Raw genomic sequence first — 21,696 nt, 5'->3', positions numbered from 1 at the left:
CGTTTGCCGTTCACGTTCAAGCCCATCAGGCCTCGGCCAGGGCCGCGGCCTCCTCGACGCCGACCGACACCAGGCGTGATACCCCGGGCTCCTGCATGGTCACCCCCATCAAGCGTTCCGATGCCTCCATGGCGATCTTGTTGTGGGTGATGTAGATGAACTGGACGGTGTCGGACATCTCCTTCACCAGCTTCGCGTAGCGTCCCACATTGGCATCATCCAGCGGGGCATCCACCTCGTCGAGCATGCAGAAGGGCGCCGGATTGAGCTGGAAGATGGCAAATACCATCGACAGGGCGGTGAGCGCCTTTTCTCCACCGGAGAGAAGATGAATGGTGCTGTTCTTCTTGCCGGGGGGACGCGCCATGATGGCCACCCCGGTTTCCAGCAAATCCTCGCCGGTCAGGGTCAACCACGCGGTTCCCCCGCCGAATACCCGCGGGAAAAGTGCCTGCAGGCCGGCATTGACTCGCTCGAAGGTGTCGCGGAATCGCGTCCGGGTTTCCTGGTCGATGCGCCGGATGGCCCGGTCCAGGGTCTCCAGCGCCTCGGAGAGCTCGGCATGCTGGGCCTCCAGGTAGTCGCGGCGCTCGGCCTGCTGGTCGTACTCCTCGATGGCCGCCAGGTTGATGGCCCCCAGCCGGCGGACGCGCTCGCCAACCTCCTCCAGCCGGGCCTGCCAGGCGGACTCGGTGGCGTTGGGGTCAAGAGACTCGGACAGGCTCGCGGCGTCGTGGTTCAGCTCGGCGAGCTGCTCGTCCTGGGCCTCGGCCTTGAGGGAGAGGGCCTGGACCTGCATGCGCGACTCCTGGAGGCGCTCGCGGATGCCCTCGAGACTGCGCTCGTGGCCCTGGCGGGCCTGCTCGTCCTCGCGCAGCCGCTCGACCAGTTCGGCGGCCCGGGCGCGGGTCTCGTTGAGCACGCGCTCCTCGCGTTCGCGGCGCTCCAGCAGTTCGTCGAGCCGCTCGCGACGTTCCTCGTCGGGCTCATGGAGGCCTTCGCGCGCTTCCTCGAGCTCGGCACAGCGCAACTCGAGGCGCTCCCGCGACTCGCCGGCGCGGCCCAGCTGTTCGGCCAGCCCGTTGCGTTCGGTCACGGTGCGCTCCTGCTCCAGGGCCAGGCGCTGCGCCTGCTCGGCCAGGGGACGCTGACGGGCCCGCAGCGCGGCCAGCGTCTCGCGGGCCTCGCGACGCTCCCGCTCGAGCCGCTCTCGGGTCTCGGCCCCCTCCTCCAGCCGTGTCATCGCCGCCTGCCACTGTTCGCGCGACTCCTCGAGGGCCAACAGGGCCTCCTCACGGGATTCGGCCAGGCCGTCGAGCTCCTCGGCGAGTTCGGCGGCACGCCCCTCCAGGTGCTCGAGTCGGCTGGCCAGCCCGCTCTCCTGGACGGCCAGCTGCTGGCGCTGCTGTTCCAGCTCGCGCTCTTCGAGTCGCGCCTGCTCCAGGTCCGCCTCGGCCTGCTCGACCCGCGCCGCGGCCTCCTCGAGGTGGCGGTCCTGGTCGGCGAGGCGGGCTTCCACCTCGGCCAGCTCATCACGCACCTCCGCCTCACGGCGACGGCTGACCAGCAGGGCATCCGGACCGTTGCCGGCGCCACGATGGCGCACCCAGCCGAGTCCCAGCCAGAGGCCGTCAGGGGTGATCAGGCTCTCGCCGCCCGCCAGGCCCTCGCGGGCCGACCAGGCCGCCTCGCGGTCGGCGACGCAGCGGATGCCCGCCAGCCACTGGCCGGCCGCCCCGGCACCGCGCACCCTAGCCGCCAGGCTGTCGGTCGGGGCAGACGACTCGGCCGCCTCGAGCAGGCCGAGTTCGGCGTCCGGCGGCGAGGCCAGGGCCTCGCGGGTGTCGGGCAGCGACACCAGTCGCGCGCGCAGCCAGGGCGCCAGCACCCAGGAGACCGCCTCCTCCCAGCCGGGCTCGACCTCGAGGGCCTCACCGAGACGGGGCTGCTGACCCAGGCCATGGGCGGCCAGGTGCGCATCCAGGGCCTCGTCGTGATCGGCCAGGGCCGCCTGGATCAGCGCCTCCAGCGAGGCCAGCTCGCCCTGCAGGGTGCTGCGCCGCTGGCGGTCGGCCTCGCGGGCCCCCTCGGCCTCGCGCACCTGCTCCCGGGCGCCGTCGCGGCTGGCCTGATGCTCGCCGCGGCGCGCCTCGATCTCGGCCAGGCGCTCCTCGAGCTCGGCATGACGTTCGGCCAGTTCACGGCGCTGATCACCCAGGCCGGCGATGTCGGGCAGCTCCTCATGCTGCTGGCGACGACGACGCTCGTCGGCGGCCAGGCGCTCGAGTCGACTCTCCAGGTCGCGCAGCCGGTCCTGGGCGCGCTCCGCCTCGCGGCTCTGCGCCTGCCACCGCTCGCCGAAGCTCTCCCAGGCGGCGTCGGCCTCCTCGGCACGGGGTTCGGCTTCCTCCAGGGCGGCCTCCAGTTCGGCGAGCTGCTCCGCCACCTCCTCCTGTTCCGGCCCCAGGGTCTCGAGGCGCACGTCCAGGTGGGCCAGGCGTTCGCCGTCGTCGTCGCCGAGACGAGCGAGCTCGGCGAGCTCGTGACGGGCGGCCTCGAGGTCGCGGGCCAGCTGCTGGTCGCGGGCGCGGGTGTGCTCCAGGTCCTGCTCCAGGCGGGCGATGGCAGTGGTGGTCTCGAAGAAACTCGACTGCCGGCCGTCGAGCTCCTCGGCGAGGCGGTCGTGCTCGGCGCGGGCCTCCTCCAGGCGGCTCTCGGCCTGGCGCATGCCGAGTACCTCACGCTCCACGGCGGTCTCCAGCTCGCGGACGCGGGTCTCCTCCTCGGTCTGGCTGGCGCGCAGGGCGCGGCCGCGCAGCAGGGCCAGCTCGCCCTTGAGGCGATGCTCCTCCTGCTTGAGGGTCTGGTAGCGACGCGCCGCCTCGGCCTGGCGCTTGAGCCGCTCGAGCTGCTTGTCGAGTTCCTCGCGGATGTCCTCCAGGCGCTCCAGGTTTTCCTGGGTGCGCCGCATGCGGTTCTCGGTCTCGCGGCGTCGCTCCTTGTACTTGGAGATGCCGGCGGCCTCCTCGAGGGTCGAGCGCAGCTCCTCGGGGCGTGCCTCGATCAGTCGAGAGATCATGCCCTGGCCGATGATGGCATAGGAGCGCGGCCCCAGGCCGGTGCCCAGGAAGAGGTCGGCGATGTCGCGGCGACGGCACTTCTGGCCGTTGAAGAAGTAGCTGGACTGGGCGTCGCGGGTGACCTGGCGCTTGACGGCGATCTCGGCGTACTGGGCATAAGCGCCGCCCATGGCGCCGTCACGGTTGTCGAAATGCAGCTCGATGGAGGCGAGCCCCACCGGCTTTCGGCCGGTGGAGCCGTTGAAGATGACGTCGGTCATCGACTCGCCGCGCAGGGTCTTGGCCGACGACTCGCCCATCACCCAGCGCACCGCGTCGATGATGTTGGACTTGCCGCAGCCGTTGGGCCCCACGATAGCGGTCATGTTGCCGTCGAAGGGCACGGTGACCGGATCGACAAAGGACTTGAACCCCACCAGGCGGATCGACGTGAGGCGCATGGGCTTACTCGACGACCCGGTCGATCACCACCTCGACGGGCTCGCCATCGGTATCGCCCACCGTCACCCCCTCGAGGGTACCGAGCAGATCGCCGGGCTGGGGCGTGGCCTGGCCACTCTCGGAAACCCGAACCATCAGCCGCGCCTCGTCGACCTGGGAGATCCGCGCCTGGGGGGACATGGAGCGGCCATCATCGAGCACCACGGTGAGCGGCAGCTCGTGCAGCCGGGCCTGGGCCACGGCCAGCGGCGGCAGCTCCCCTTCGAGGTCCCGGGCCACCACGAAGACGGTGGCATCGGCGTCGAGCCGACCGGCGAGGTCGTCCGCCAGGCGAACCCTGACGGCGATGCCGGGCCCCTCGGCGACGGCCTGCTCGGCCTCGTCCGGCGCGATCCCCAGGCGCTGCTGGGCGACGCGGATGCCCTGGCGCAGGGCGTCGGCGGTATCGGGGTCATCCATGCCGGCGATGGCCCGACGCCACCGGTCGATGGCGGTCTCGTAGTCACCGTCGTCGAAGGCATCGATGCCGAGCATGCCAAGCACCGTGGGCTGGCTGGAATCCATCGCCAGCACCTCGTCGACCAGCGTCTGGACCTCGTCGGTCATCTCGCGGCCGGCGGCGAAGTAGCGGATCTGTGCCAGCTCGGCCAGCAGCCCGGGCTGGCGCCCCTCGAGCTCGACCAGCCGCTCCAGGGTGCGGGTGGCCTCGGCGGTGCGGCCGCTGTCACGGTAGAGCGGGAACAGCGCCCGCCAGACGTTGGGGTTGTCGGGCTGGCGGGCGGCCTGTTCCTCGAGCCGCTCGACCAGCATCGGCAATGACGCCTCGGGATCGTTCATCACCTGCTGCTGGACCGTGTAGAGGGTGAGGTCGCCCTCGGCCCCCTTCTGGACATACCAGAAGGCGCTGGCCAGCACGACGGCCACCATCACCAGCGGCACCGCCAGCTTGCCGGACGCGGCCGACTTCAGGGGCGCACGCTCCAGGTGCTCGGTGTCCTCGAGCAGGCTGCGCTCGAGCTCGAGACGATCCTCCTCGAAACGGGCCGGGTCGATGTCGCCTCGCTCCCGGGCGGCCTCCAGCGAGGCCAGCCGGCGGCGGTAGATGGCCAGGTTCTGGTCGGTCGTGCGGTCGTTGGCCTCATGATCACGCTGGGCGGCACTCACGGCGGCGGCGCGCCGCAGGGGGGCGACCAGCAGCCACAGGGCCGGCAGCAGCAGCAGGGCAAGGGCGATCCATAACAGGGTCATTCGGTCCTCTCGCGTTTGATCAGGGCATCCAGGCGCGCCCGTTCCTCGGCGCTCAGGTCGCGGGCCGAGGTGCGCCGGCGGGCACGCACCATGAGCACCACCACCAGGGCGCCCAGCAGCACCAGGCCGGCGGGGAGCCCCCACAGCAGCAGGGTGCGTCCCTCGAGGCGCGGGTTGTAGAGCACATAGTCACCGAAGCGGTTGACCATGAAGTCGAGGATCTCCTTGTCGGAACGGCCGTCCTGGAGCTGGAGATAGACCCGTTCGCGCATGTCGCCGGCGATGGGCGAGTCGGAGTCGTCGATGGCCTGGTTCTCGCACTTGGGGCAGCGCAGGGTCGCGGTGAGGTCGCGGTAGCGCTGCTCGGTGACCGGGTCATCGAACTCGCGAACCTCCACCGCCGCCTGGCCCAGGGTGGGCCACAGCAACAGGGCACACAGCAGCAGTCGGGTGATCAGCGCCATCTTTCCACCTCCGGCAGTATCGTCTCGCGCACGTCCTCCGGCCGGATGTAGCCGGTATGGTGATAGCGGATGATGCCCTCGCGATCGACCAGGAAGGTCTCCGGGGCCCCGTAGACGCCCAGCTCGAAGCCCAGGCTGCCCTCCGGGTCGAAGATGTTGACCTCGAAGGGGTTGCCGAACTCGGTGAGGAACTCGCGTCCCTTCTCCCGGGTATCCTTGTAGTCGACCCCCACCAGGCGCACGCCGCGGTCGGCGAGGTCGAGCAGCTGCGGCATCTCCTGCTTGCAGGTCGGGCACCATTCGCCCCAGACGTTGACCAGGGTGACCTCGCCCTCGAGCAGGGAGGCATCCACCACCCGCTCGGGATCCTCGAGGGTGGTGAGCTCGAAGGCCGGAAACTCCCGGGCCATCAGTGCCGAGTCGCGCTCGAAGGGATTGATCGACAATCCCATGTAGAGGAAGGCGCCGAGCACCAGGAAGCCGACCAGCGGCAGGAGCAGCAGCAGGCGACGCTTCATGTGGTGGCCTCCCGAGGCTCGGCAGCCACCGCGCGTTCCGGGTCGCGGGCCGTCACGGCGCGACGATAGCGCCGATCCGCCACGGCCAGCACGCCGCCGGAGGCCATCAGCAGCGCCCCCAGCCACAGCCAGCGCACGAAGGGCTTGTACTGGATGCGCATCGCCCAGCTGCCGTCTTCCAGGTCCTCGCCCATGGCGACGTAGAGGTCGCGGAACAGGCCGGGGCGCAGCGCGACCTGAGTCATCGGCATGCCACGGGCGATGTAGAGGCGCTTCTCGGGGGTCATGGTGAAGCTGCGCTGGCTGTCGCCGCGGCGCACCTCGATCTCGGCGGTGTCCGCCAGGTAGTTCGGCCCACGCCGGTTGGCGAGCTCGATCATGGTGAAGGTGTAACCGACCACCTCGACGCTGTCGCCCACGCCCATGCGCACGTTGCGCTCGATGGCGTAGTTGGAGACCACGGTGACGCCGATGATGGTCACCGCGATGCCCAGATGGCCGAGGATCATGCCCCAGTAGGCCAGGGAGAGGCGCCTGATGCCGGCCACGCGGCCGGCGGAGTGCCGGGACTTGGCCCAGAGGTCGCGGGCCATGGGCAGCACGATCCACAGGGCGATAACGACGCCCAGGCTCACCTTGAGGTTCCACTCGCCGCGATAGAGCAGCGGGGCAACCGCGCCGATCGCCAGGGCCGCCAGGCCGGCGAGCCAGCTGCGCCGGAAGAGGTCACGGGCCGGGGTATGCTTCCAGCGCGCCAGGGGACCCAGCCCCATGAACAGGCAGAGCACCACCGTCAGCGGCACGAAGAGGGCATTGAAGTAGGGGGGGCCCACGCTGATCTTGCCGAGGTTCAGGGCATCGAGCAGCAGCGGGTAGACCGTGCCGAGCAGCACCGTGACGGTCATGATCACCAGCAGGATGTTGTTGATCAGCAGCAGGGCGTCACGGGAGAGCCAGCTGAAGCCGACCTGGTGGCTGACCCGTGGGGCGCGCAGTGCGAACAGCAGCAGCGAGAGCCCCACGGTGATGCCCAGCAGCACCAGGATGAAGAGCCCGCGGGAGGGATCGTTGGCGAAGGCATGCACCGAGGTGAGCACGCCCGAGCGCACCAGGAAGGTCCCCATCAGCGACAGCGAGAAGGTGGTGATCGCCAGCAGCACCGTCCAGCTCTTGAAGGCGCCGCGCTTCTCGGTCACCGCCAGGGAGTGGATCAGCGCCGTGCCGGCCAGCCAGGGCAGCAGCGAGGCGTTCTCGACCGGGTCCCAGAACCACCAGCCGCCCCAGCCCAGCTCGTAGTAGGCCCACCAGCTGCCCAGGGCGATGCCCACGGTGAGGAAGGCCCAGGCGATATTGGTCCAGGGCCGCGCCCAGCGGGTCCAGGCCGCATCCAGGCGCCCGCCCAGCAGGGCGGCGATGGCGAAGGCGAAGACCACCGAGAAGCCCACGTAGCCCATGTAGAGCATCGGCGGGTGGACGATCAGGCCAAAGTCCTGCAGCAGCGGATTGAGGTCGGCGCCGTCCTGGGGGACGTTGGGCAGCAGCCGCTCGAAGGGGTTGGAGGTGATCAGCACGAAGGCCAGGAAGCCGACGCTGACCAGCCCCATCACGCCCATCACCCTCGCCAGCATGTCGCGGGGCAGCTCCCGCGAGAAGCGGCTCACCGCGAAGCTCCAGCCGGCCAGGATCAGGCTCCACAGCAGCACCGACCCCTCGTGGTTGCCCCACACGGCGCTGGCCTTGTAGTACCAGGGCAGCATCGAGTTGGAGTTGTTGGCCACGTTGGCCACGCTGAAGTCGTCCAGCAGGTAGCTGGCGGTCAGGCAGGCGTAGGCGATGGCCAGGAAGAGGAACTGGCCGGTGGCCATGGGCCGCGCGTAGGCCATCCACAGCGGGCGGCGCGTTGCCGCCCCGGCGAGTGGCATCACGCCCTGGACCAGTGCCATCAGCAGGGCAATGATCAGGGCATAGTGGCCGATCTCGGGGATCATCAGGGTCTGCATGGGCACTCCGCTCAGTTGGTCCGGCCGTCGCCGCTGTCTTCCGCCTGGGCTTCCACCTTCTTGCCCACCTCCTCGGCCTTGGCCTGGTAGTCCTCCGGCGAATAGCCGGCCTCCTCCAGGGCCTGGGCCACCTCGGGGGGCATGTAGTTCTCGTCGTGACGCGCCAGCACCTGGTCGGCTCGCAGCCAGCCGTCCTGCTGGAGTTCGCCGACCACCACCACGCCCTGCCCCTCGCGGAACAGGTCGGGGAGGATGCCGCTGTAGCGTACCTCGAGGTCGTCGACATAGTCGGTGACGGTGAAGCTCACCTCGAGGCTCTCCTTGTCGCGATCCACCGAGCCCTCCTTGACCATGCCGCCGGCTCGGATCTGCCGCTCCAGGGGAGCATCCCCGGCGGCGATCTGCACCGGGCTGAAGAAGAGGTTGATGTTGCTGCGCAGGGCGTAGAGGGTCAGGCCCACGGCGATGGCGGCCAGCGAGACCAGCCCCAGGATAACGAACAGCTTCTGCTTGCGTTTAGCTCTCACGGGCATGGCCCTCTCGATGTGAAACCGGTGTCGCGGCGGCGTCCGATGCGCCGTGGTGCTGCGCGCGACGCGCCCGGCGCCGCAGGTCACGCAGCAGCGCTCGACGCTCGGCGCGGGCATGGAGCACCACGCCCACCAGCAGCAGCCCGGTGACGCCCCAGGACGCCCAGACATAGACGCCATGGCCGCCCATGGCCAGGAAGGCCGACAGGGAATCGAACGCCATCAGCTCACCTCCCCGGCCAGCTCACGCACCCAGCGCTTGCTCGCTTCGCGACGCAGGATCTCGCTGCGGGTGCGCATCAGGGTCACCGCGATGAAGAAGGAGTAGAAGCCCAGCACCATGATCAGCAGCGGCGCCCACATCTCCACCGGCATGGCCGGACGCGAGGTGACGCTGAAGGTGGCCGGCTGGTGGAGGGTGTACCACCAGTCCACCGAGTACTTGATGATGGGGATGTTGATCACGCCGACCATGGCCAGTACGGAGGCGGCCCGGGAGGCGCTGTCGCGACTGGAGAAGGCGCCGCGCAGGGCGATGACACCGAAGTAGAGGAACAGCAGGATGAGCATCGAGGTGAGACGCGCGTCCCACATCCACCAGGTGCCCCAGGTCGGCACGCCCCACACCGCGCCGGAGAACAGCGCCACGAAGGTCATGGCGGCACCCAAGGGGGCCATCATCGCCGCCGCCATGTCGGCGATCTTGATCTTCCAGACCATGAAGATGACGCCGGCCACCGCCATGCTGACGAAGATCGACTGGGCCAGGAAGGCCGCCGGCACGTGCACGTAGATGATGCGGAAGCTGTTGCCCTGCTGGTAGTCCGCCGGGGCGAAGGCCAGCCCCCAGGCGCTGCCGACCAGGATCAGCACCGCCGCCGCCCCCCAGAACCAGGGCAGCAGGCGCGCGCTGATGGCGTAGAACCACTTGGGTGATCCGAGCTTGTGTATGAAGGCCCACATGCCGATTGTCATCCTCAACCGTTGATACTGATGCGCAGTGACGCCGCGATCGCCCAGGGGGCGAGGCTCAGCGCCACTGCCAGGAGCGCCCCCAGGATGGCCAGGTGCGCCGAGACACCATCGCCGAGGATGGCCGCCTGTACGGCCCCGGCGCCGAAGATCAGCACCGGGATATAGAGGGGCAGCACTAGCAGCGACAGCAGCACGCCGCCCCGCGAGAGCCCCACGGTCAGCGCCGCCCCGATGGCGCCGATCAGGCTCAGGCTGGCACTGCCCAGCGCCAGCGACAGTGCCAGCACCGCATAGCTGCCTGCCGGCAGCGACAGCATGATGCCCAGCAGCGGTGCCATCAGTGCCAGCGGCAGGCCGGTGAGCAGCCAGTGCACCGCCACCTTGGCCAGCGCCAGCGCCGGCAACGGCTGGGGCGAGAGAAGCAGCTGCTCCAGGGAGCCATCGTCGTAGTCGCTGCGAAACAGGCTGTCCAGGGAGAGCAGCGCCGCGAGCAGCGCCGCCACCCACAGCAGGCCCGGGGCGATGGTCGCCAGCAGCTCCGGGTCCGGCGAGATGCCGATCGGGAACAGGGTGATCACCAGGGCGAAGAACACCAGCGGGTTGAGCACCTCGCTGCGCCGGCGCATCATCAGCACCAGGTCACGCTTCAGCGTCGCTCGGATTGCGACCCCGGCACCGCCCTCGGGTTCCCGGAACAGCGGCATGTCACCCGGCTCCTGCGCCAGGCGTGACTCAGAGCGTGGCATCGTCGCCCCCCTGCCCCAGCCGGATGCGCCGCAGTGCCGGAGAGTCGGCCAATTCGTGGTGGGTGGTGACCAGCACGCAGCCGCCGCGCCGGGCATGGGCCGCCAGGCGCCCCTCGAGGGCCGCCACGCCGTCGCGATCGATGGCGGTGAAGGGCTCGTCGAGCACCCAGAGCGGACGCGGGATCAGCTCCAGCCGGGCCAGGGCCACCCGGCGCTGCTGGCCGGCGGAGAGCTGGCCGGCGGGCAGGTCCTCGAAGCCGGCGAGCCCCACGGCCGAGAGCGCCGAGAAGCGCGCGGCCTCATCATCGGGCTCGCCCGCCAGGGCCTGGTACCAGGCCAGGTTCTCCAGTGGCGTCAGCGCCGCCTTGACCCCCGGCGCATGGCCCAGGTAGAGCAGGTTGGCCAGGAAGTCCTGGCGCGTGCGTCGCATGGGGTGGTCGTTCCAGTAGAGCTCTCCCTGGAAGTCGGCCAGCTGCCCGGAAAGGATCTTCAGCAGGGTGGTCTTGCCGCTGCCGTTGGGGCCTTCCACACGCACGATCTCGCCGGCATGGATGTCCAGGTCAAGGTCTCTGAACAGCCAGCGATCGTCCCGCTCACAGGCCAGCTTTCGGGCTTGCAGCCGCAGGCTCAAGGCACTCTCCCGGCATGGGTAATTTCGCCCGGAACTCTACACGGAAAGGGCCCTGGCTACCAGTCGAGCCGTCTGCGTCAGCCGGTCGCACTTGCCCTGGATCAAGCCTTGCGTGGACAGCCATCCCTTGCCAGATTCCGGCCCCCTGCTATGCTCGTGAAACACTGTACGTATCGACAGGTTTCGACGACAGGGGAGACATCGCATGCCCAACGTCACACCGCAGTACCTGGAGCGCCGCCGCAACCTTCCGCTGGCCCAGGCCTGGGCGGCCATCGAGGCGGACGACCTGACCGAGATCCCGTTGCTCGGCCGCGTCTCGGCGGGAATGCCCATCGAGGCCTGCCCCGAGGCCGGCAGCATCCAGGTGCCCACGCGCATGGTGCGCCGCAACACCTATGCCCTGCGAGTGCGCGGCGACTCCATGGTCGATTGCAACATCTTCGACGGGGATGTGATCATCATCGAGCGCCGCGAGAGTGCCGAGAACGGCGAGACCGCGGTGGTGATGATCAACGACCAGGAGGTCACCCTGAAGAAGCTCTACATCGAGAAGTCGGGCGTGCGCCTGCAGCCGGCCAACGAGCGCATGGCCCCCATCTACCTGCGCAACGACGACATCCAGGTGATCGGCCTGGTGATGGGCGTGGTGCGTCAGGCGGAGCTGGCCGCCTGATGCGCTATCCGGTACCCGACCTGCTGCCCGGAGAGTGGCGGGAAACCGAGACCGACGTCGAGCGCAGCCGCTTTATCACCTGGCTCTGCCATACGCCGGATACGGCCGCCTTCGAGGCACTGCTGGCCGAGGCACGCCGAACCCACCCCGGCGCCAGCCACCACTGCAGCGCCTTCATCGCCGGCCCACCCGGCGAGCAGACCGCCATCGGCTTCTCCGACGACGGCGAGCCCGGCGGCACCGCCGGGCGTCCCATGTTCCAGGTGCTGGAGGGCGCCGGCCTCGGCGAGGTGGGCTGCGTGGTCACGCGCTACTTCGGCGGCACCAAGCTCGGCACCGGGGGCCTGGCGCGCGCCTACTCCCGCGCCGTGGCCGAGGGCCTGGAGGCCCTGCCGCGCCGCACGGTGGTCGAGCGCACTCCGCTGCGCCTGCGGGTCGACTTCGCCGGCGAGGCCGAGGCCCGCGCCTGGCTGGCCGGCCAGGAGGTGCCGGTCGAGCAGGCCGAGTACGGCGCCGACGGCGTGCGGCTCACGGTGGGCTGGCCAAGCGACGCCCCTGCCGACCTGACCGCCCTCGAGACACGCCTGCGGGGCCGGCTCGCATTGCTGGACGATTGACTCCGCCAGCACGAGGAACGGCGCCCGAGGGCGCCTCACCCCAGATACTTGATCATCACCCCGGCGGCCACCGCCGAGCCGATCACCCCGGCCACATTGGGGCCCATGGCGTGCATCAGCAGGAAGTTGTGGGGGTTGGACTCCAGCCCCACCTTGTTGGCCACCCGCGCCGCCATGGGCACCGCCGAGACCCCCGCGGCCCCGATCAGCGGGTTGATCGGCATCTTGCTCATCACGTTCATCAGCTTGGCCATCAGCACCCCGGCGGCGGTGCCGATGCCGAAGGCCACGATGCCCAGGCCGAGGATCCCCAGGGTCTCCATGGCCAGGAAGCTGTCGGCCATCAGCTTGGAGCCCACCGAGAGGCCCAGGAAGATGGTCACGATGTTGATCAGCGCGTTCTGGGCGGTGTCCGAGAGCCGCTCCACCACGCCACACTCGCGCATCAGGTTGCCGAAGCAGAACATCCCCAGCAGCGGCGCCGCATCCGGGAGGAAGAAGGCCACCAGCAGCAGGATCGCGATCGGGAAGACCACCTTCTCGAGCTTCGACACCGGCCGCAGCTGGGTCATGGTGATCTCGCGCTCCCGCTTCGAGGTGAGAAGCTTCATGATCGGCGGCTGGATGAGCGGGACCAGCGCCATGTAGGCATAGGCGGCCACGGCGATGGCACCCAGCAGCTCCGGGGCCAGCACGCTCGACACATAGATCGAGGTGGGGCCGTCGGCACCGCCGATGATGCCGATGGCGGCGGCCTGGTTGAGCGAGAAGTCCATCACGCCCAGGGCCGAGAGCCCTACCGCGCCGAACAGGGTGGCGAAGATGCCGAACTGGGCCGCCGCGCCCAGGAACAGGGTACGCGGGTTGGCCAGCAGCGGGCCGAAGTCGGTCATCGCCCCCACGCCCATGAAGATCACCAGCGGGGCGATGCCCGAGGCGATGGCCACGGCGTAGAAGCTGTAGAGCATGCCGTCGCCGTAGCCGACGCCGACCGCCACGTCGCGGGCGGCACGCAGCGCCTCCGGCGAGGCCCCGTCATGGGCCAGCCCCTTGAGGGTCTGGCGCCACGTCTCGGCGTCGGCCAGCGGGTCCAGGCTCGCGCCGAGGGCGGTCCCGAGCTGCTGGAGCACGGCGGGCCTGGCCACCTCGATGGCCTGGTCCAGCGCCGACAGCGCCAGGCCCGCCTCGGGAATGTTGGCCAGGATGCCGCCGAAGCCGATCGGCACCAGCAGCAGCGGCTCGAACTTCTTGCGGATCGCCAGGTAGAGCAGCACCAGCCCCACCAGGATCATCACGGCCTGGCCCAGATTCAGGTTGTAGAGCCCCGAGCCGTGCCAGAGTGTCAGTAGTTTCTCCATGAGGGGGCCCTTAGAGCTCGATCAGGACGTCACCGACGGCGACGCTGTCGCCCTCGCTGACCTTCACGGCGGAGACGGTGCCGGCGCCCGTGGCACGCACCTCGGTCTCCATCTTCATGGCCTCGAGGATGATCACCACGTCCCCCGCCTCGACGCTGTCGCCCTCGCGCACGTTGACCTTGAAGATGTTGCCGGCCAGCGGCGCGGTGATCGCCTCGCCGCTGGAGGCCGGGGCCGGCGCGGCCTCGGGCTGGGCGGGCGCGGCCTGCTCCTGGACAGCACCGACCTCGCCGCCCTCGGCGACCTCCACCACGTAGGCCTTGCCGTTTACCTTGACGGTGTAGGTCTCGGGGCCGGCCGGCGCCGTGCCCTGGGTGGCCGGGGCCCTGGCCTCGGCCTTCGCCGGCAGGCTGGCACTGGCGTCGGGGGTCTCCTTCCCGGGGGCCTGGGGCGCGGGCTCGAAGGCGTCGGGGTTGTCGCGGTTCTTGAGAAACTTCAGGCCGATCTGCGGGAAGAGCGCATAGGTCAGCACGTCGTCGATCTCGCGCTCGCCCTCGGCCAGGCGGATGCCTTCGGCCTTGGCCTTCTCCTTGAGCTCGGCGGTCAGACGGTCCATCTCCGGCTCCAGCCGGTCGGCGGGGCGGCAGGTGATCGGCTCGCCCCCCTCCAGCACGCGCGCCTGAAGCTCCTTGTTGAACGGCGCCGGGGCGGCACCGTACTCGCCCTTGAGCAGCGCCTGGACCTCCTTGGAGATCGACTTGTAGCGCTCGCCCATCATCACGTTCATCACCGCCTGGGTGCCGACGATCTGCGAGGTGGGGGTGACCAGCGGGATAAAGCCCAGATCTTCCCGTACCCTGGGAATTTCCTTCAGAACATCGTCGAGCTTGTCGCCGGCGCCCTGCTCCTTGAGCTGGCCTTCCATGTTGGTGAGCATGCCGCCCGGCACCTGGGCGATCAGGATGCGCGAGTCGATGCCCTTCAGCGAGCCCTCGAAGGCGGCGTACTTCTTGCGCACCTCGCGGAAGTAGGCGGCGATCTCCTCGAGCAGCTCGAGGTCCAGGCCGGTGTCGCGCTCGGTGCCCGCCAGGATGGCCACCACCGACTCGGTGGGGCTGTGGCCATAGGTCATGGACATCGAGGAGATGGCGGTATCGACGTTGTCGATGCCCGCCTCTGCGGCCTTGAGGGCGGTGGCGGTGGACATGCCGGTGGTGGCATGGCACTGCATGTGGATGGGGATGTCCACGGCGGCCTTGAGCTTGGTGACCAGCTCATAGGCATCGTAGGGCTTGAGCAGGCCGGCCATGTCCTTGATGGCCAGGGAGTCGGCGCCCATGGCGGCGATGGTCTTGCCGAGCTCGACCCAGCCGTCCAGGGTGTGCACCGGGCTCACGGTATAGGAGAGCGTGCCCTGGGCGTGCCCCTCGACCTTGCGGACCGCCTGAATGGCCCGCTCGAGGTTGCGCGGGTCGTTCATGGCATCGAAGACGCGGAAGACGTCGACGCCGTTGGTCCTGGCCCGCTCGACGAAACGGTCCACCACGTCATCGGCGTAGTGGCGGTAGCCGAGCAGGTTCTGGCCGCGCAGCAGCATCTGCTGGGGGGTGTTGGGCATGGCCGCCTTCAACGCCCGTATCCGCTCCCACGGATCCTCGCCGAGGTAGCGGATACAGGCGTCGAAAGTGGCCCCACCCCAGGACTCCAGCGACCAGAAGCCGACGCGGTCGAGCTTCTCGGCGATGGGCAGCATGTCATCGAGGCGCATGCGGGTGGCGAACAGCGACTGGTGGGCATCGCGCAGGACGACATCGGTGATGCCAAGCGGGCGTGTCTTGTCAGTCATGGTCGTGACCTTGTCGTTATGGATGGAAGGGGAAAGGGGGGAGTCGCCTCAGCGGCGGTGGCGGCGGCGATAGCGATGCACCGCGGCGGTGATGGCGACCATCACGTCATCGTCCTGGCGAGGCGCCGGCGGGCGGCGGTTGCCGGTCGCGGCAGGCGCGGGCGGCTCGGGGAAGAAGCGACCGATGGCCTTGGACATCAGGGTGGTGACGATCACCAGCACGGTAAGAAAAACAAAGACAAAGCCCATGCCGAGCCCCATCAGGGCAAGCCCCTCGTTGAGCAGCTGCGTGTCCTGCATGCGAATTCTCCTGCTTATTGCGCTCAGTTGGGCTCGATCTCACGAGAAAACCCGGCTTGCGCATTTTTTAGGATGCTATAACCTGCCACATCCCCGACAGATTGCAATGGCGTCATGGTGGAAGTCAGCGTTGTTAATTTACTACATAACGGGCGGATCGGCCTAGCGCCCATGGAGGGGGTCATCGATGCGGTGACTCGCGATCTCCTGACCCGCACCCCCGGTTTCGACTGGGTGGTGACAGAATTCGTGCGCGTGGTGGACGCCCGCCTGCCGCCCCGCGTCTTCCATCGGCACTGCCCGGAACTGGCGCGCCCCGGCGTCACCACGCCGAGTGGCGTCCCCGTGCAGCTGCAACTACTGGGCTCCGATCCCGAGGCCCTCGCGGCCAATGCCCGCCAGGCCCTGAGCCTCGGCGCCACCGGCCTGGACCTCAATTTCGGCTGCCCGGCCAAGCTGGTCAACCGTCACGATGGCGGCGCCTCGCTGCTGCGTGACCCGCGACGGGTTCACGCCGCCGTGTCGGCGGTGTCCCGGGCCGTGGGCGACGAGATCCCGGTGACGGCCAAGATTCGCCTGGGCTTCTCCGATCGCCGCCTGGCCCTGGCCTGCGCCCTGGCCACCCAGGACGCCGGCGCCCGGCGCCTGGTGGTCCATGGCCGTACCCGCGACGAGGGCTACCGCCCGCCGGCCCACTGGGAGTGGATCGGCCGCATCCACCAGCGCCTCTCCATCCCGGTGGTCGCCAACGGCGACATCTGGACCCTGGAGGACTACTGGAAGGCCCGCACCCTCTCCGGGTGTCGCGACGTGATGCTCGGCCGCGGCGCCCTGGCCGACCCCTGGCTGGCGGCACGCATCCGCCATTGGCAGGCAACCGGTAAGCGATTGCCCGACACGCCCTGGCAGGCCCGGGCACAGATCCTCGTCGACTTTGCTGCATTGCAGCGTAGCACACTTCCGGCGCGTGTCGTCACTGCCCTGATCAAGCAGTGGCTCAACCATATGCGCCAGCGCGACCACGAGGCGGCCCGACGCTTCCAGGCCGTGAAGCGGTTGCGCGACCTGGACGCCCTGCTGGCGGGCCTCGAGCCCCCTCTCCCCGATCACGCCGAACATCGCGCCGAGATGGCCTGACGCGGTTCACCAGCAGGCGACAGGCGCCCACAAAAAAGAGGCGCTCGTCGCATCACGACGGCGCCTCAAACGATCGCAGGGTCGGCACGCGAGACGCGCCGACCCGGCTAGCAGCACACTGCCCCCGACACACCGATGAAAGACTCGGATCAGCGGGCCCGGAAAGCAGAAGACCCGCCCTCGCAGAGAGGACGGGTCGAGATCTGGCGCGCCCGGGAGGATTCGAACCTCCGACCACCTGATTCGTAGTCAGGTACTCTATCCAGCTGAGCTACGGGCGCGTAAGGCAACGAGCAGGTTCGTTGCGGGGATCAATCAAGCGCTACACCGCCGATCACATCCGAAGTGAAGGTGGCGCGCCCGGGAGGATTCGAACCTCCGACCACCTGATTCGTAGTCAGGTACTCTATCCAGCTGAGCTACGGGCGCTTGACCTTCGCGTGACGACAATGGCGGAGAGGGAGGGATTCGAACCCTCGAAGAGGCTATAAACCCCTTACTCCCTTAGCAGGGGAGCGCCTTCAGCCACTCGGCCACCTCTCCCTCATCGACACGGTGCGTATCCTACCGTTTTAGAAGGCCATTGTCCAGCAACCCGGGCAATTTTTCGCCCTGGCCCCGCGATGGCGCTCCCGCTTCGCGCACCGGCCGCGTGCTAGTCATCGCTCTCGAGACCGGAATCGGCCTTCTCGCGCTGGATGCGCTGGTAGATCTCCTCGCGATGCACGGCGACATCCTTCGGGGCATTGACGCCGATGCGGACCTGATTGCCCTTGACGCCAAGGACGGTCACGGTGATGTCGTCACCGATCATCAGGGTTTCGCCGACACGGCGGGTCAGGATGAGCATGACTGATCTCCTTCTCAGACTTCTGGCTACGGGATGCTCGCCGGCAGGGACGACGAAATTACATTGTGCGACAAGTCGTCGTCCCTGACCAATGGCGCCGACCCATGAGACGCCCGCGCCACGTTGAAAGGAAGCCCTGTGGCACGGGGGTCGCGGCCTTCCCTACAAGCGTAGAAGGTGTCGTCGCCCCGAGAGAGCCTTATTCGGCCTCGATGTCGCTCTTGTCGAGGCCGAAGGCCTTGTGCAGCGCCTTGACCGCCAGCTCCATGTGCTTCTCGTCGATCACCACGGAGATCTTGATCTCGGAGGTGGAGACCATGCGAATGTTGATGTTCTCGTCGGCCAGCACGCGGAAGAACTTCGAGGCCACCCCGGCATGGGAGCGCATGCCCACCCCGACCAGCGAGACTTTGGCGATGTTGTCGTCCCCGCGCAGATCGCCGCCCCCCAGGTCGGGGATCACCTGCTCCTGGAGGATCTTCATGGTCTGCTTGTAGTCGCCCTTGGCCACCGTGAAGGTGAAATCGGTGTAGTCACCGGCCGGTGCCACGTTCTGGACGATCATGTCGACCTCGATGTTGGCATCGGCGATCGGCCCCAGGATGCGCGAGGCCACGCCCGGCACGTCGGGGGTGTTGAGCAAGGTCAGCTTGGCTTCGTTGGCGGTGAAGGCGATGCCGGAGATCAGCGGTTCTTCCATGGAATCCTCGTCTTGGTCGGAGTCTGCAACGATCAGGGTGCCGGGGCCATCCTCGAAGCTGGACAGCACGCGCAGCGGGACATTGTACTTGCCGGCGAACTCGACGGCGCGAATCTGCAGGACCTTGGAGCCCAGGCTCGCCAGTTCCAGCATCTCCTCGACGGTGATGGTGTCGAGACGCTGGGCCCTGGAGCAGACCCGTGGATCGGTGGTGTAGACGCCGTCGACGTCGGTATAGATCTGGCACTCGTCCGCCTTCAGCGCCGCTGCCAGCGCCACGCCGGTGGTATCGGAGCCGCCGCGGCCGAGGGTGGTGATGTTGCCCTCCTCGTCGACGCCCTGGAAGCCGGCGACCACCACCACCTGACCGTCGTCCAGATCGGCCTGCAGCTCATCGGTCTCGATGCGCTGGATGCGCGCCTTAGTGTGGGCACTGTCGGTCCGGATGCCCACCTGGGAACCGGTATAGGAGGTCGCCGGCACGCCGATCTTGTGGAGGGCCATGGCCAGCAGCGAGATGGTCACCTGCTCGCCGGTGGAGACCAGCATGTCCATCTCGCGCGGCGTCGGCTCGTCGTTGATCTCGTTGGCCATGCCGATCAGGCGATTGGTCTCGCCGCTCATGGCGGAGACCACGACGACGACCTGGTGGCCGTTGTCGCGAAAGCCCTTGACCTTCTCGGCCACGGCCTTGATGCGCTCCACGGAGCCCACCGAGGTGCCGCCGAATTTCTGTACGTATAGTGCCATATGCCGATTTCCCTCGTGCGTCGAGTGCGAATCGCGCTCGGATGAGTGAAAGGTGAGTGAAGATGACGAGGGCCGAGGCATCGCTGCCGCCGGCCCTGGTAGCCCTTACTGGAGCCGCTCCTCGACCCAGGCGGGCACGCCGTCCAGCGCGCCCGGCAGCGCCGCCACGTCGCTGCCGCCGGCCTGGGCCATGTCGGGCCGGCCACCGCCCTTGCCGCCGACCTGGGCCGCCACGTGGTTGACCAGCTCGCCGGCCTTGACCCGGCCGGTCAGGTCATCGGTGACGCCGGCGATCAGGCTGACCTTGCCGGCCTCGGCATCGGCCACGCCCAGCACCACGATGCCGGAGCCGAGCTTGTTCTTGAGCTGGTCGAGCATGCCGCGCAGCTCCTTGCCGGCCACACCTTCGAGGCGCTTGGCCAGCACCTTGACCCCCTTGACCTCCCGGGCCTCGTTGATCATGTCGTTGCCGGCGGCGCTGGCCAGCTTGGCCTTGAGGCGCTCGAGCTCCTTCTCCAGGGTGCGGTTGCGTTCGAGCAGCGCCTCGACCCGCTCCTCGGCCTGCTCCGGCTTGGCCTTGAGGCGCTCGCCGATGCGATTGAGGCGCGCTTCCTGCTCGCGGAACCAGGCCAGCGCCCCCTCGCCGGTGATCGCCTCGATGCGGCGCACGCCTGACGCGATACCCGCCTCGCTGACGATATGGAAGCAGCCGATGTCGCCGCTGCGCGCCACGTGGGTGCCGCCGCACAGCTCGATGGAGAAGTCGTCGGCGCCAATGGTCAGGACCCGCACGCTGTCGGCGTACTTGGCCTCGAAGAGCGCCGCGGCACCCTTGGCCTTGGCCTCGTCGAGGGTCATCTGCTCGATGCGGGTCGGTGCGTTGGCCAGGATCTGCTCGTTGACCAGGCGCTCCACCTCGGCCAGCTGCTCCGGGATCATGGGCTCGAAGTGGCTGAAGTCGAAGCGCAGCCGCTCGGGGGTGACCAGCGAGCCCTTCTGCGCGACGTGGTCGCCGAGCACCAGGCGCAGCGCCTTGTGCATCAGGTGGGTCGCGGAGTGGTTGCGCACCGTGGCCGCGCGCAGGCTGGCGTCGACCCGCGGGTGGACCGCGGCGCCCACCGCCAGTGTGCCCTCGAGCAGCACGCCGTGGTGCAGGTGGTGACCGCCCTGCTTCTGGGTGTCGGTGACCAGGAAGCGCCCCCCCTCCAGCTCCAGGTAGCCGGTATCGCCCACCTGGCCGCCGGACTCGCCATAGAAGGGGGTTCGGTCGAGCACCACGACGCCTCGCTGCTCCGGCTCGAGCCGCACCAGGGGATTGCCCTCCCGATCGACCAGGGCGGTGACGGTAGCGCGATCCTCCAGCAGGTCATGGCCGGTGAAGGCGGTCTCGCCCTCGAGGTCCAGAGCGGCGCCGTAGTCGGCACCGAACTGGCTCGCCGCCCGGGCGCGCTCCCGCTGGGCTTCCAGCTGGCGTTCGAAGCCAACCTCGTCGAGGGTCACGCCGCGCTCCCGGCAGACATCGGCGGTCAGGTCATAAGGGAAGCCGTAGGTATCATAGAGCTTGAAGACCGTCTCGCCGGGCAGGGTATCGCTCTCGAGGCCGGCCAGGGCTTCCTCGAGCAGGCCCATGCCGTGCTCCAGGGTACGGGCGAACTGCTCCTCCTCCTTGAGCAGGACGCGCTCGATCTGATGGCGCGCCTCGCGCAGCTCCGGATAGGCGGCGCCCATCTCCACGTCCAGCGCGCCCACCAGCTTGTGGAAGAAGTTGCCGCGCGCACCCAGCTTGTGACCGTGGCGGATGGCACGACGGATGATCCGGCGCAGCACATAGCCGCGCCCCTCGTTGGAGGGCAACACGCCATCGGCGATCAGGAAGGCGCAGGACCGGATGTGATCGGCGATCACCCGCAGCGACGGCGTGGAAGTGTCGGCATGGCCGGTGGCGCGGGCCGCGGCCTCGAGCAGGTTCTGGAAGAGGTCGATCTCGTAGTTGGAGTGCACGCCCTGCATCACCGCGGCGATGCGCTCCAGGCCCATGCCGGTATCGATAGAGGGCTTGGGCAGCGGGTGCAGGGTACCGGCCGCGTCACGGTCGAACTGCATGAATACCAGGTTCCAGATCTCGATGTAGCGGTCGCCGTCCTCCTCGGGGCTGCCCGGGGGGCCACCCCATACCTCGGGGCCGTGATCGAAGAAGATCTCGGAGCTCGGCCCGCAGGGGCCGGTGTCGCCCATCTGCCAGAAGTTGTCCTCGTCGAGCCTGGAGAAGCGCTCGGGGTCGATGCCCATCTCGTCCTTCCAGATGCGCTCGGCCTCGTCGTCGCTGAGGTGCACGGTGACCCACAGCTTTTCCTTCGGCAGGCCCAGGGTCTCGGTGAGGAATTCCCAGGCGAAGCGGATGGCATCGCGCTTGAAGTAGTCGCCGAAGCTGAAGTTGCCCAGCATCTCGAAGAAGGTGTGGTGGCGGGCGGTATAGCCGACGTTGTCCAGGTCGTTGTGCTTGCCGCCGGCGCGCACGCAGCGCTGAGACGAGGCCGCACGCACGTAGGGACGGGGGTCGCGCCCCAGGAAGACGTCCTTGAACGGTACCATGCCGGCATTGGTGAACAGCAGGGTCGGGTCGTTGCCGGGAACCAGTGAGCTGGAGGGCACGACGGTATGGCCGTGCGCCTCGAAGTAACTCAGAAAGGCCTGTCTGATGTCTGCGCTTTTCATGGGGTATCCGTGGCGATGAACGGGGTGACCCGGCGGGCGACGCTGGCTCGAGGCGGGTACCACGACGCGCGGTCTCCAGCCGCATCGTGGTGCCGCGGGATGCCACCCGGGGCG

Annotated in this window: 19 protein-coding genes and 3 tRNA genes; 3 read left to right on the top strand and 19 right to left on the bottom strand. The window is 68.7% G+C overall.

The genetic code is table 11. The features are described 5' to 3' along the window. Nucleotides 1–25: 25 nt before the first annotated feature. The 10 genes from smc to ccmA are packed head-to-tail and all read right to left on the bottom strand — an operon-like array spanning nucleotide 26 to nucleotide 10,633. Complete coding sequence (gene smc / locus QLQ86_RS02910) at nucleotides 26–3,520, bottom strand: chromosome segregation protein SMC (protein ID WP_282815844.1); 3,495 nt, start codon at nucleotides 3,518–3,520, stop codon at nucleotides 26–28. Nucleotides 3,521–3,524: 4 nt separating this feature from the next. Further along, a complete protein-coding gene (gene ccmI, locus QLQ86_RS02905) occupies nucleotides 3,525–4,769 on the bottom strand; it encodes a c-type cytochrome biogenesis protein CcmI (RefSeq protein ID WP_282815843.1) in 1,245 nt (414 codons plus the stop codon). Further along, nucleotides 4,766–5,233 carry a cytochrome c-type biogenesis protein gene (locus QLQ86_RS02900; protein WP_282734239.1) on the bottom strand — a complete coding sequence of 156 codons (468 nt, stop codon included), beginning with the start codon at nucleotides 5,231–5,233 and terminating at the stop codon, nucleotides 4,766–4,768. Before QLQ86_RS02900 ends, ccmI begins: the two co-directional genes overlap by 4 nt. After that, the gene (locus QLQ86_RS02895; protein WP_282734238.1) at nucleotides 5,224–5,751 is read right to left on the bottom strand and encodes a DsbE family thiol:disulfide interchange protein; all 528 of its coding nucleotides are present in this window, start codon (nucleotides 5,749–5,751) and stop codon (nucleotides 5,224–5,226) included. The genes QLQ86_RS02900 and QLQ86_RS02895 overlap by 10 nt, the downstream gene beginning before the upstream one ends. Further along, complete coding sequence (locus QLQ86_RS02890; protein WP_456066439.1) at nucleotides 5,748–7,739, bottom strand: heme lyase CcmF/NrfE family subunit; 1,992 nt, start codon at nucleotides 7,737–7,739, stop codon at nucleotides 5,748–5,750. The genes QLQ86_RS02895 and QLQ86_RS02890 overlap by 4 nt, the downstream gene beginning before the upstream one ends. A gap of 23 nt (nucleotides 7,740–7,762) precedes the next feature. Continuing rightward, nucleotides 7,763–8,278: a cytochrome c maturation protein CcmE gene (gene ccmE, locus QLQ86_RS02885; RefSeq protein ID WP_282815952.1), complete on the bottom strand. Its 516-nt coding sequence runs from the start codon at nucleotides 8,276–8,278 to the stop codon at nucleotides 7,763–7,765. Next, nucleotides 8,268–8,504 carry a heme exporter protein CcmD gene (gene ccmD, locus QLQ86_RS02880; protein ID WP_282734236.1) on the bottom strand — a complete coding sequence of 79 codons (237 nt, stop codon included), beginning with the start codon at nucleotides 8,502–8,504 and terminating at the stop codon, nucleotides 8,268–8,270. The genes ccmE and ccmD overlap by 11 nt, the downstream gene beginning before the upstream one ends. Beyond that, a complete protein-coding gene (locus QLQ86_RS02875; protein ID WP_282815841.1) occupies nucleotides 8,504–9,244 on the bottom strand; it encodes a heme ABC transporter permease in 741 nt (246 codons plus the stop codon). The genes ccmD and QLQ86_RS02875 overlap by 1 nt, the downstream gene beginning before the upstream one ends. 14 nt (nucleotides 9,245–9,258) lie before the next feature. After that, nucleotides 9,259–10,002, bottom strand: coding sequence for a heme exporter protein CcmB (gene ccmB / locus QLQ86_RS02870; protein ID WP_407650030.1), 744 nt, complete (start codon nucleotides 10,000–10,002; stop codon nucleotides 9,259–9,261). Continuing rightward, nucleotides 9,989–10,633, bottom strand: coding sequence for a cytochrome c biogenesis heme-transporting ATPase CcmA (gene ccmA, locus QLQ86_RS02865; RefSeq protein ID WP_282734233.1), 645 nt, complete (start codon nucleotides 10,631–10,633; stop codon nucleotides 9,989–9,991). The genes ccmB and ccmA overlap by 14 nt, the downstream gene beginning before the upstream one ends. Before the next feature lie 205 nt (nucleotides 10,634–10,838). On the opposite strand from ccmA, the gene lexA reads away from it, so the two are divergent. Next, the gene (gene lexA, locus QLQ86_RS02860; protein ID WP_282734232.1) at nucleotides 10,839–11,309 is read left to right on the top strand and encodes a transcriptional repressor LexA; all 471 of its coding nucleotides are present in this window, start codon (nucleotides 10,839–10,841) and stop codon (nucleotides 11,307–11,309) included. Next, nucleotides 11,309–11,926 carry an IMPACT family protein gene (locus QLQ86_RS02855; RefSeq protein WP_282815840.1) on the top strand — a complete coding sequence of 206 codons (618 nt, stop codon included), beginning with the start codon at nucleotides 11,309–11,311 and terminating at the stop codon, nucleotides 11,924–11,926. The genes lexA and QLQ86_RS02855 overlap by 1 nt, the downstream gene beginning before the upstream one ends. 35 nt (nucleotides 11,927–11,961) lie before the next feature. Here the strand turns inward: QLQ86_RS02855 and QLQ86_RS02850 are convergent, their stop codons facing one another. The 3 genes from QLQ86_RS02850 to QLQ86_RS02840 are packed head-to-tail and all read right to left on the bottom strand — an operon-like array spanning nucleotide 11,962 to nucleotide 15,430. Next, entirely contained in the window at nucleotides 11,962–13,284 is a 1,323-nt protein-coding gene (locus tag QLQ86_RS02850) for a sodium ion-translocating decarboxylase subunit beta (RefSeq protein ID WP_282815839.1), read from the bottom strand. 10 nt (nucleotides 13,285–13,294) lie between these two features. Continuing rightward, complete coding sequence (gene oadA, locus QLQ86_RS02845; protein ID WP_282815838.1) at nucleotides 13,295–15,130, bottom strand: sodium-extruding oxaloacetate decarboxylase subunit alpha; 1,836 nt, start codon at nucleotides 15,128–15,130, stop codon at nucleotides 13,295–13,297. Nucleotides 15,131–15,178: 48 nt separating this feature from the next. Continuing rightward, a complete protein-coding gene (locus QLQ86_RS02840) occupies nucleotides 15,179–15,430 on the bottom strand; it encodes an OadG family protein (protein ID WP_282734228.1) in 252 nt (83 codons plus the stop codon). Between the two features lie 171 nt (nucleotides 15,431–15,601). Between QLQ86_RS02840 and QLQ86_RS02835 the strand changes: the two genes are divergently transcribed. Further along, a complete protein-coding gene (locus tag QLQ86_RS02835; RefSeq protein ID WP_282815837.1) occupies nucleotides 15,602–16,567 on the top strand; it encodes a tRNA dihydrouridine synthase in 966 nt (321 codons plus the stop codon). A 204-nt stretch (nucleotides 16,568–16,771) separates the two neighbouring features. On the opposite strand, the gene QLQ86_RS02830 is transcribed toward QLQ86_RS02835, so the two are convergent. The 6 genes from QLQ86_RS02830 to alaS all read right to left on the bottom strand — a co-directional run bounded on the left by QLQ86_RS02830 (nucleotide 16,772) and on the right by alaS (nucleotide 21,582). Next, nucleotides 16,772–16,848 (bottom strand) — tRNA-Arg (locus QLQ86_RS02830). 71 nt (nucleotides 16,849–16,919) lie between these two features. Beyond that, nucleotides 16,920–16,996: transfer RNA gene (locus QLQ86_RS02825), tRNA-Arg, on the bottom strand. 21 nt (nucleotides 16,997–17,017) lie between these two features. Further along, nucleotides 17,018–17,110: transfer RNA gene (locus tag QLQ86_RS02820), tRNA-Ser, on the bottom strand. Nucleotides 17,111–17,222: 112 nt separating this feature from the next. Further along, the gene (csrA, locus tag QLQ86_RS02815; RefSeq protein WP_089712664.1) at nucleotides 17,223–17,417 is read right to left on the bottom strand and encodes a carbon storage regulator CsrA; all 195 of its coding nucleotides are present in this window, start codon (nucleotides 17,415–17,417) and stop codon (nucleotides 17,223–17,225) included. Between the two features lie 199 nt (nucleotides 17,418–17,616). Continuing rightward, entirely contained in the window at nucleotides 17,617–18,867 is a 1,251-nt protein-coding gene (locus QLQ86_RS02810; protein WP_282734226.1) for an aspartate kinase, read from the bottom strand. Nucleotides 18,868–18,972: 105 nt separating this feature from the next. After that, nucleotides 18,973–21,582 (bottom strand): alanine--tRNA ligase, encoded by a 2,610-nt coding sequence (gene alaS, locus QLQ86_RS02805; protein ID WP_282815836.1) that lies wholly within the window; start codon nucleotides 21,580–21,582, stop codon nucleotides 18,973–18,975. Between the last annotated feature and the right edge of the window lie 114 nt (nucleotides 21,583–21,696).

The organism is Halomonas rhizosphaerae (genome assembly GCF_030012485.1).
In the GTDB taxonomy this organism is placed as follows: domain Bacteria; phylum Pseudomonadota; class Gammaproteobacteria; order Pseudomonadales; family Halomonadaceae; genus Halomonas; species Halomonas rhizosphaerae.
Note: the sequence above shows the minus strand (reverse complement) of the source record. Positions and strands in the feature narration are given on the sequence as shown.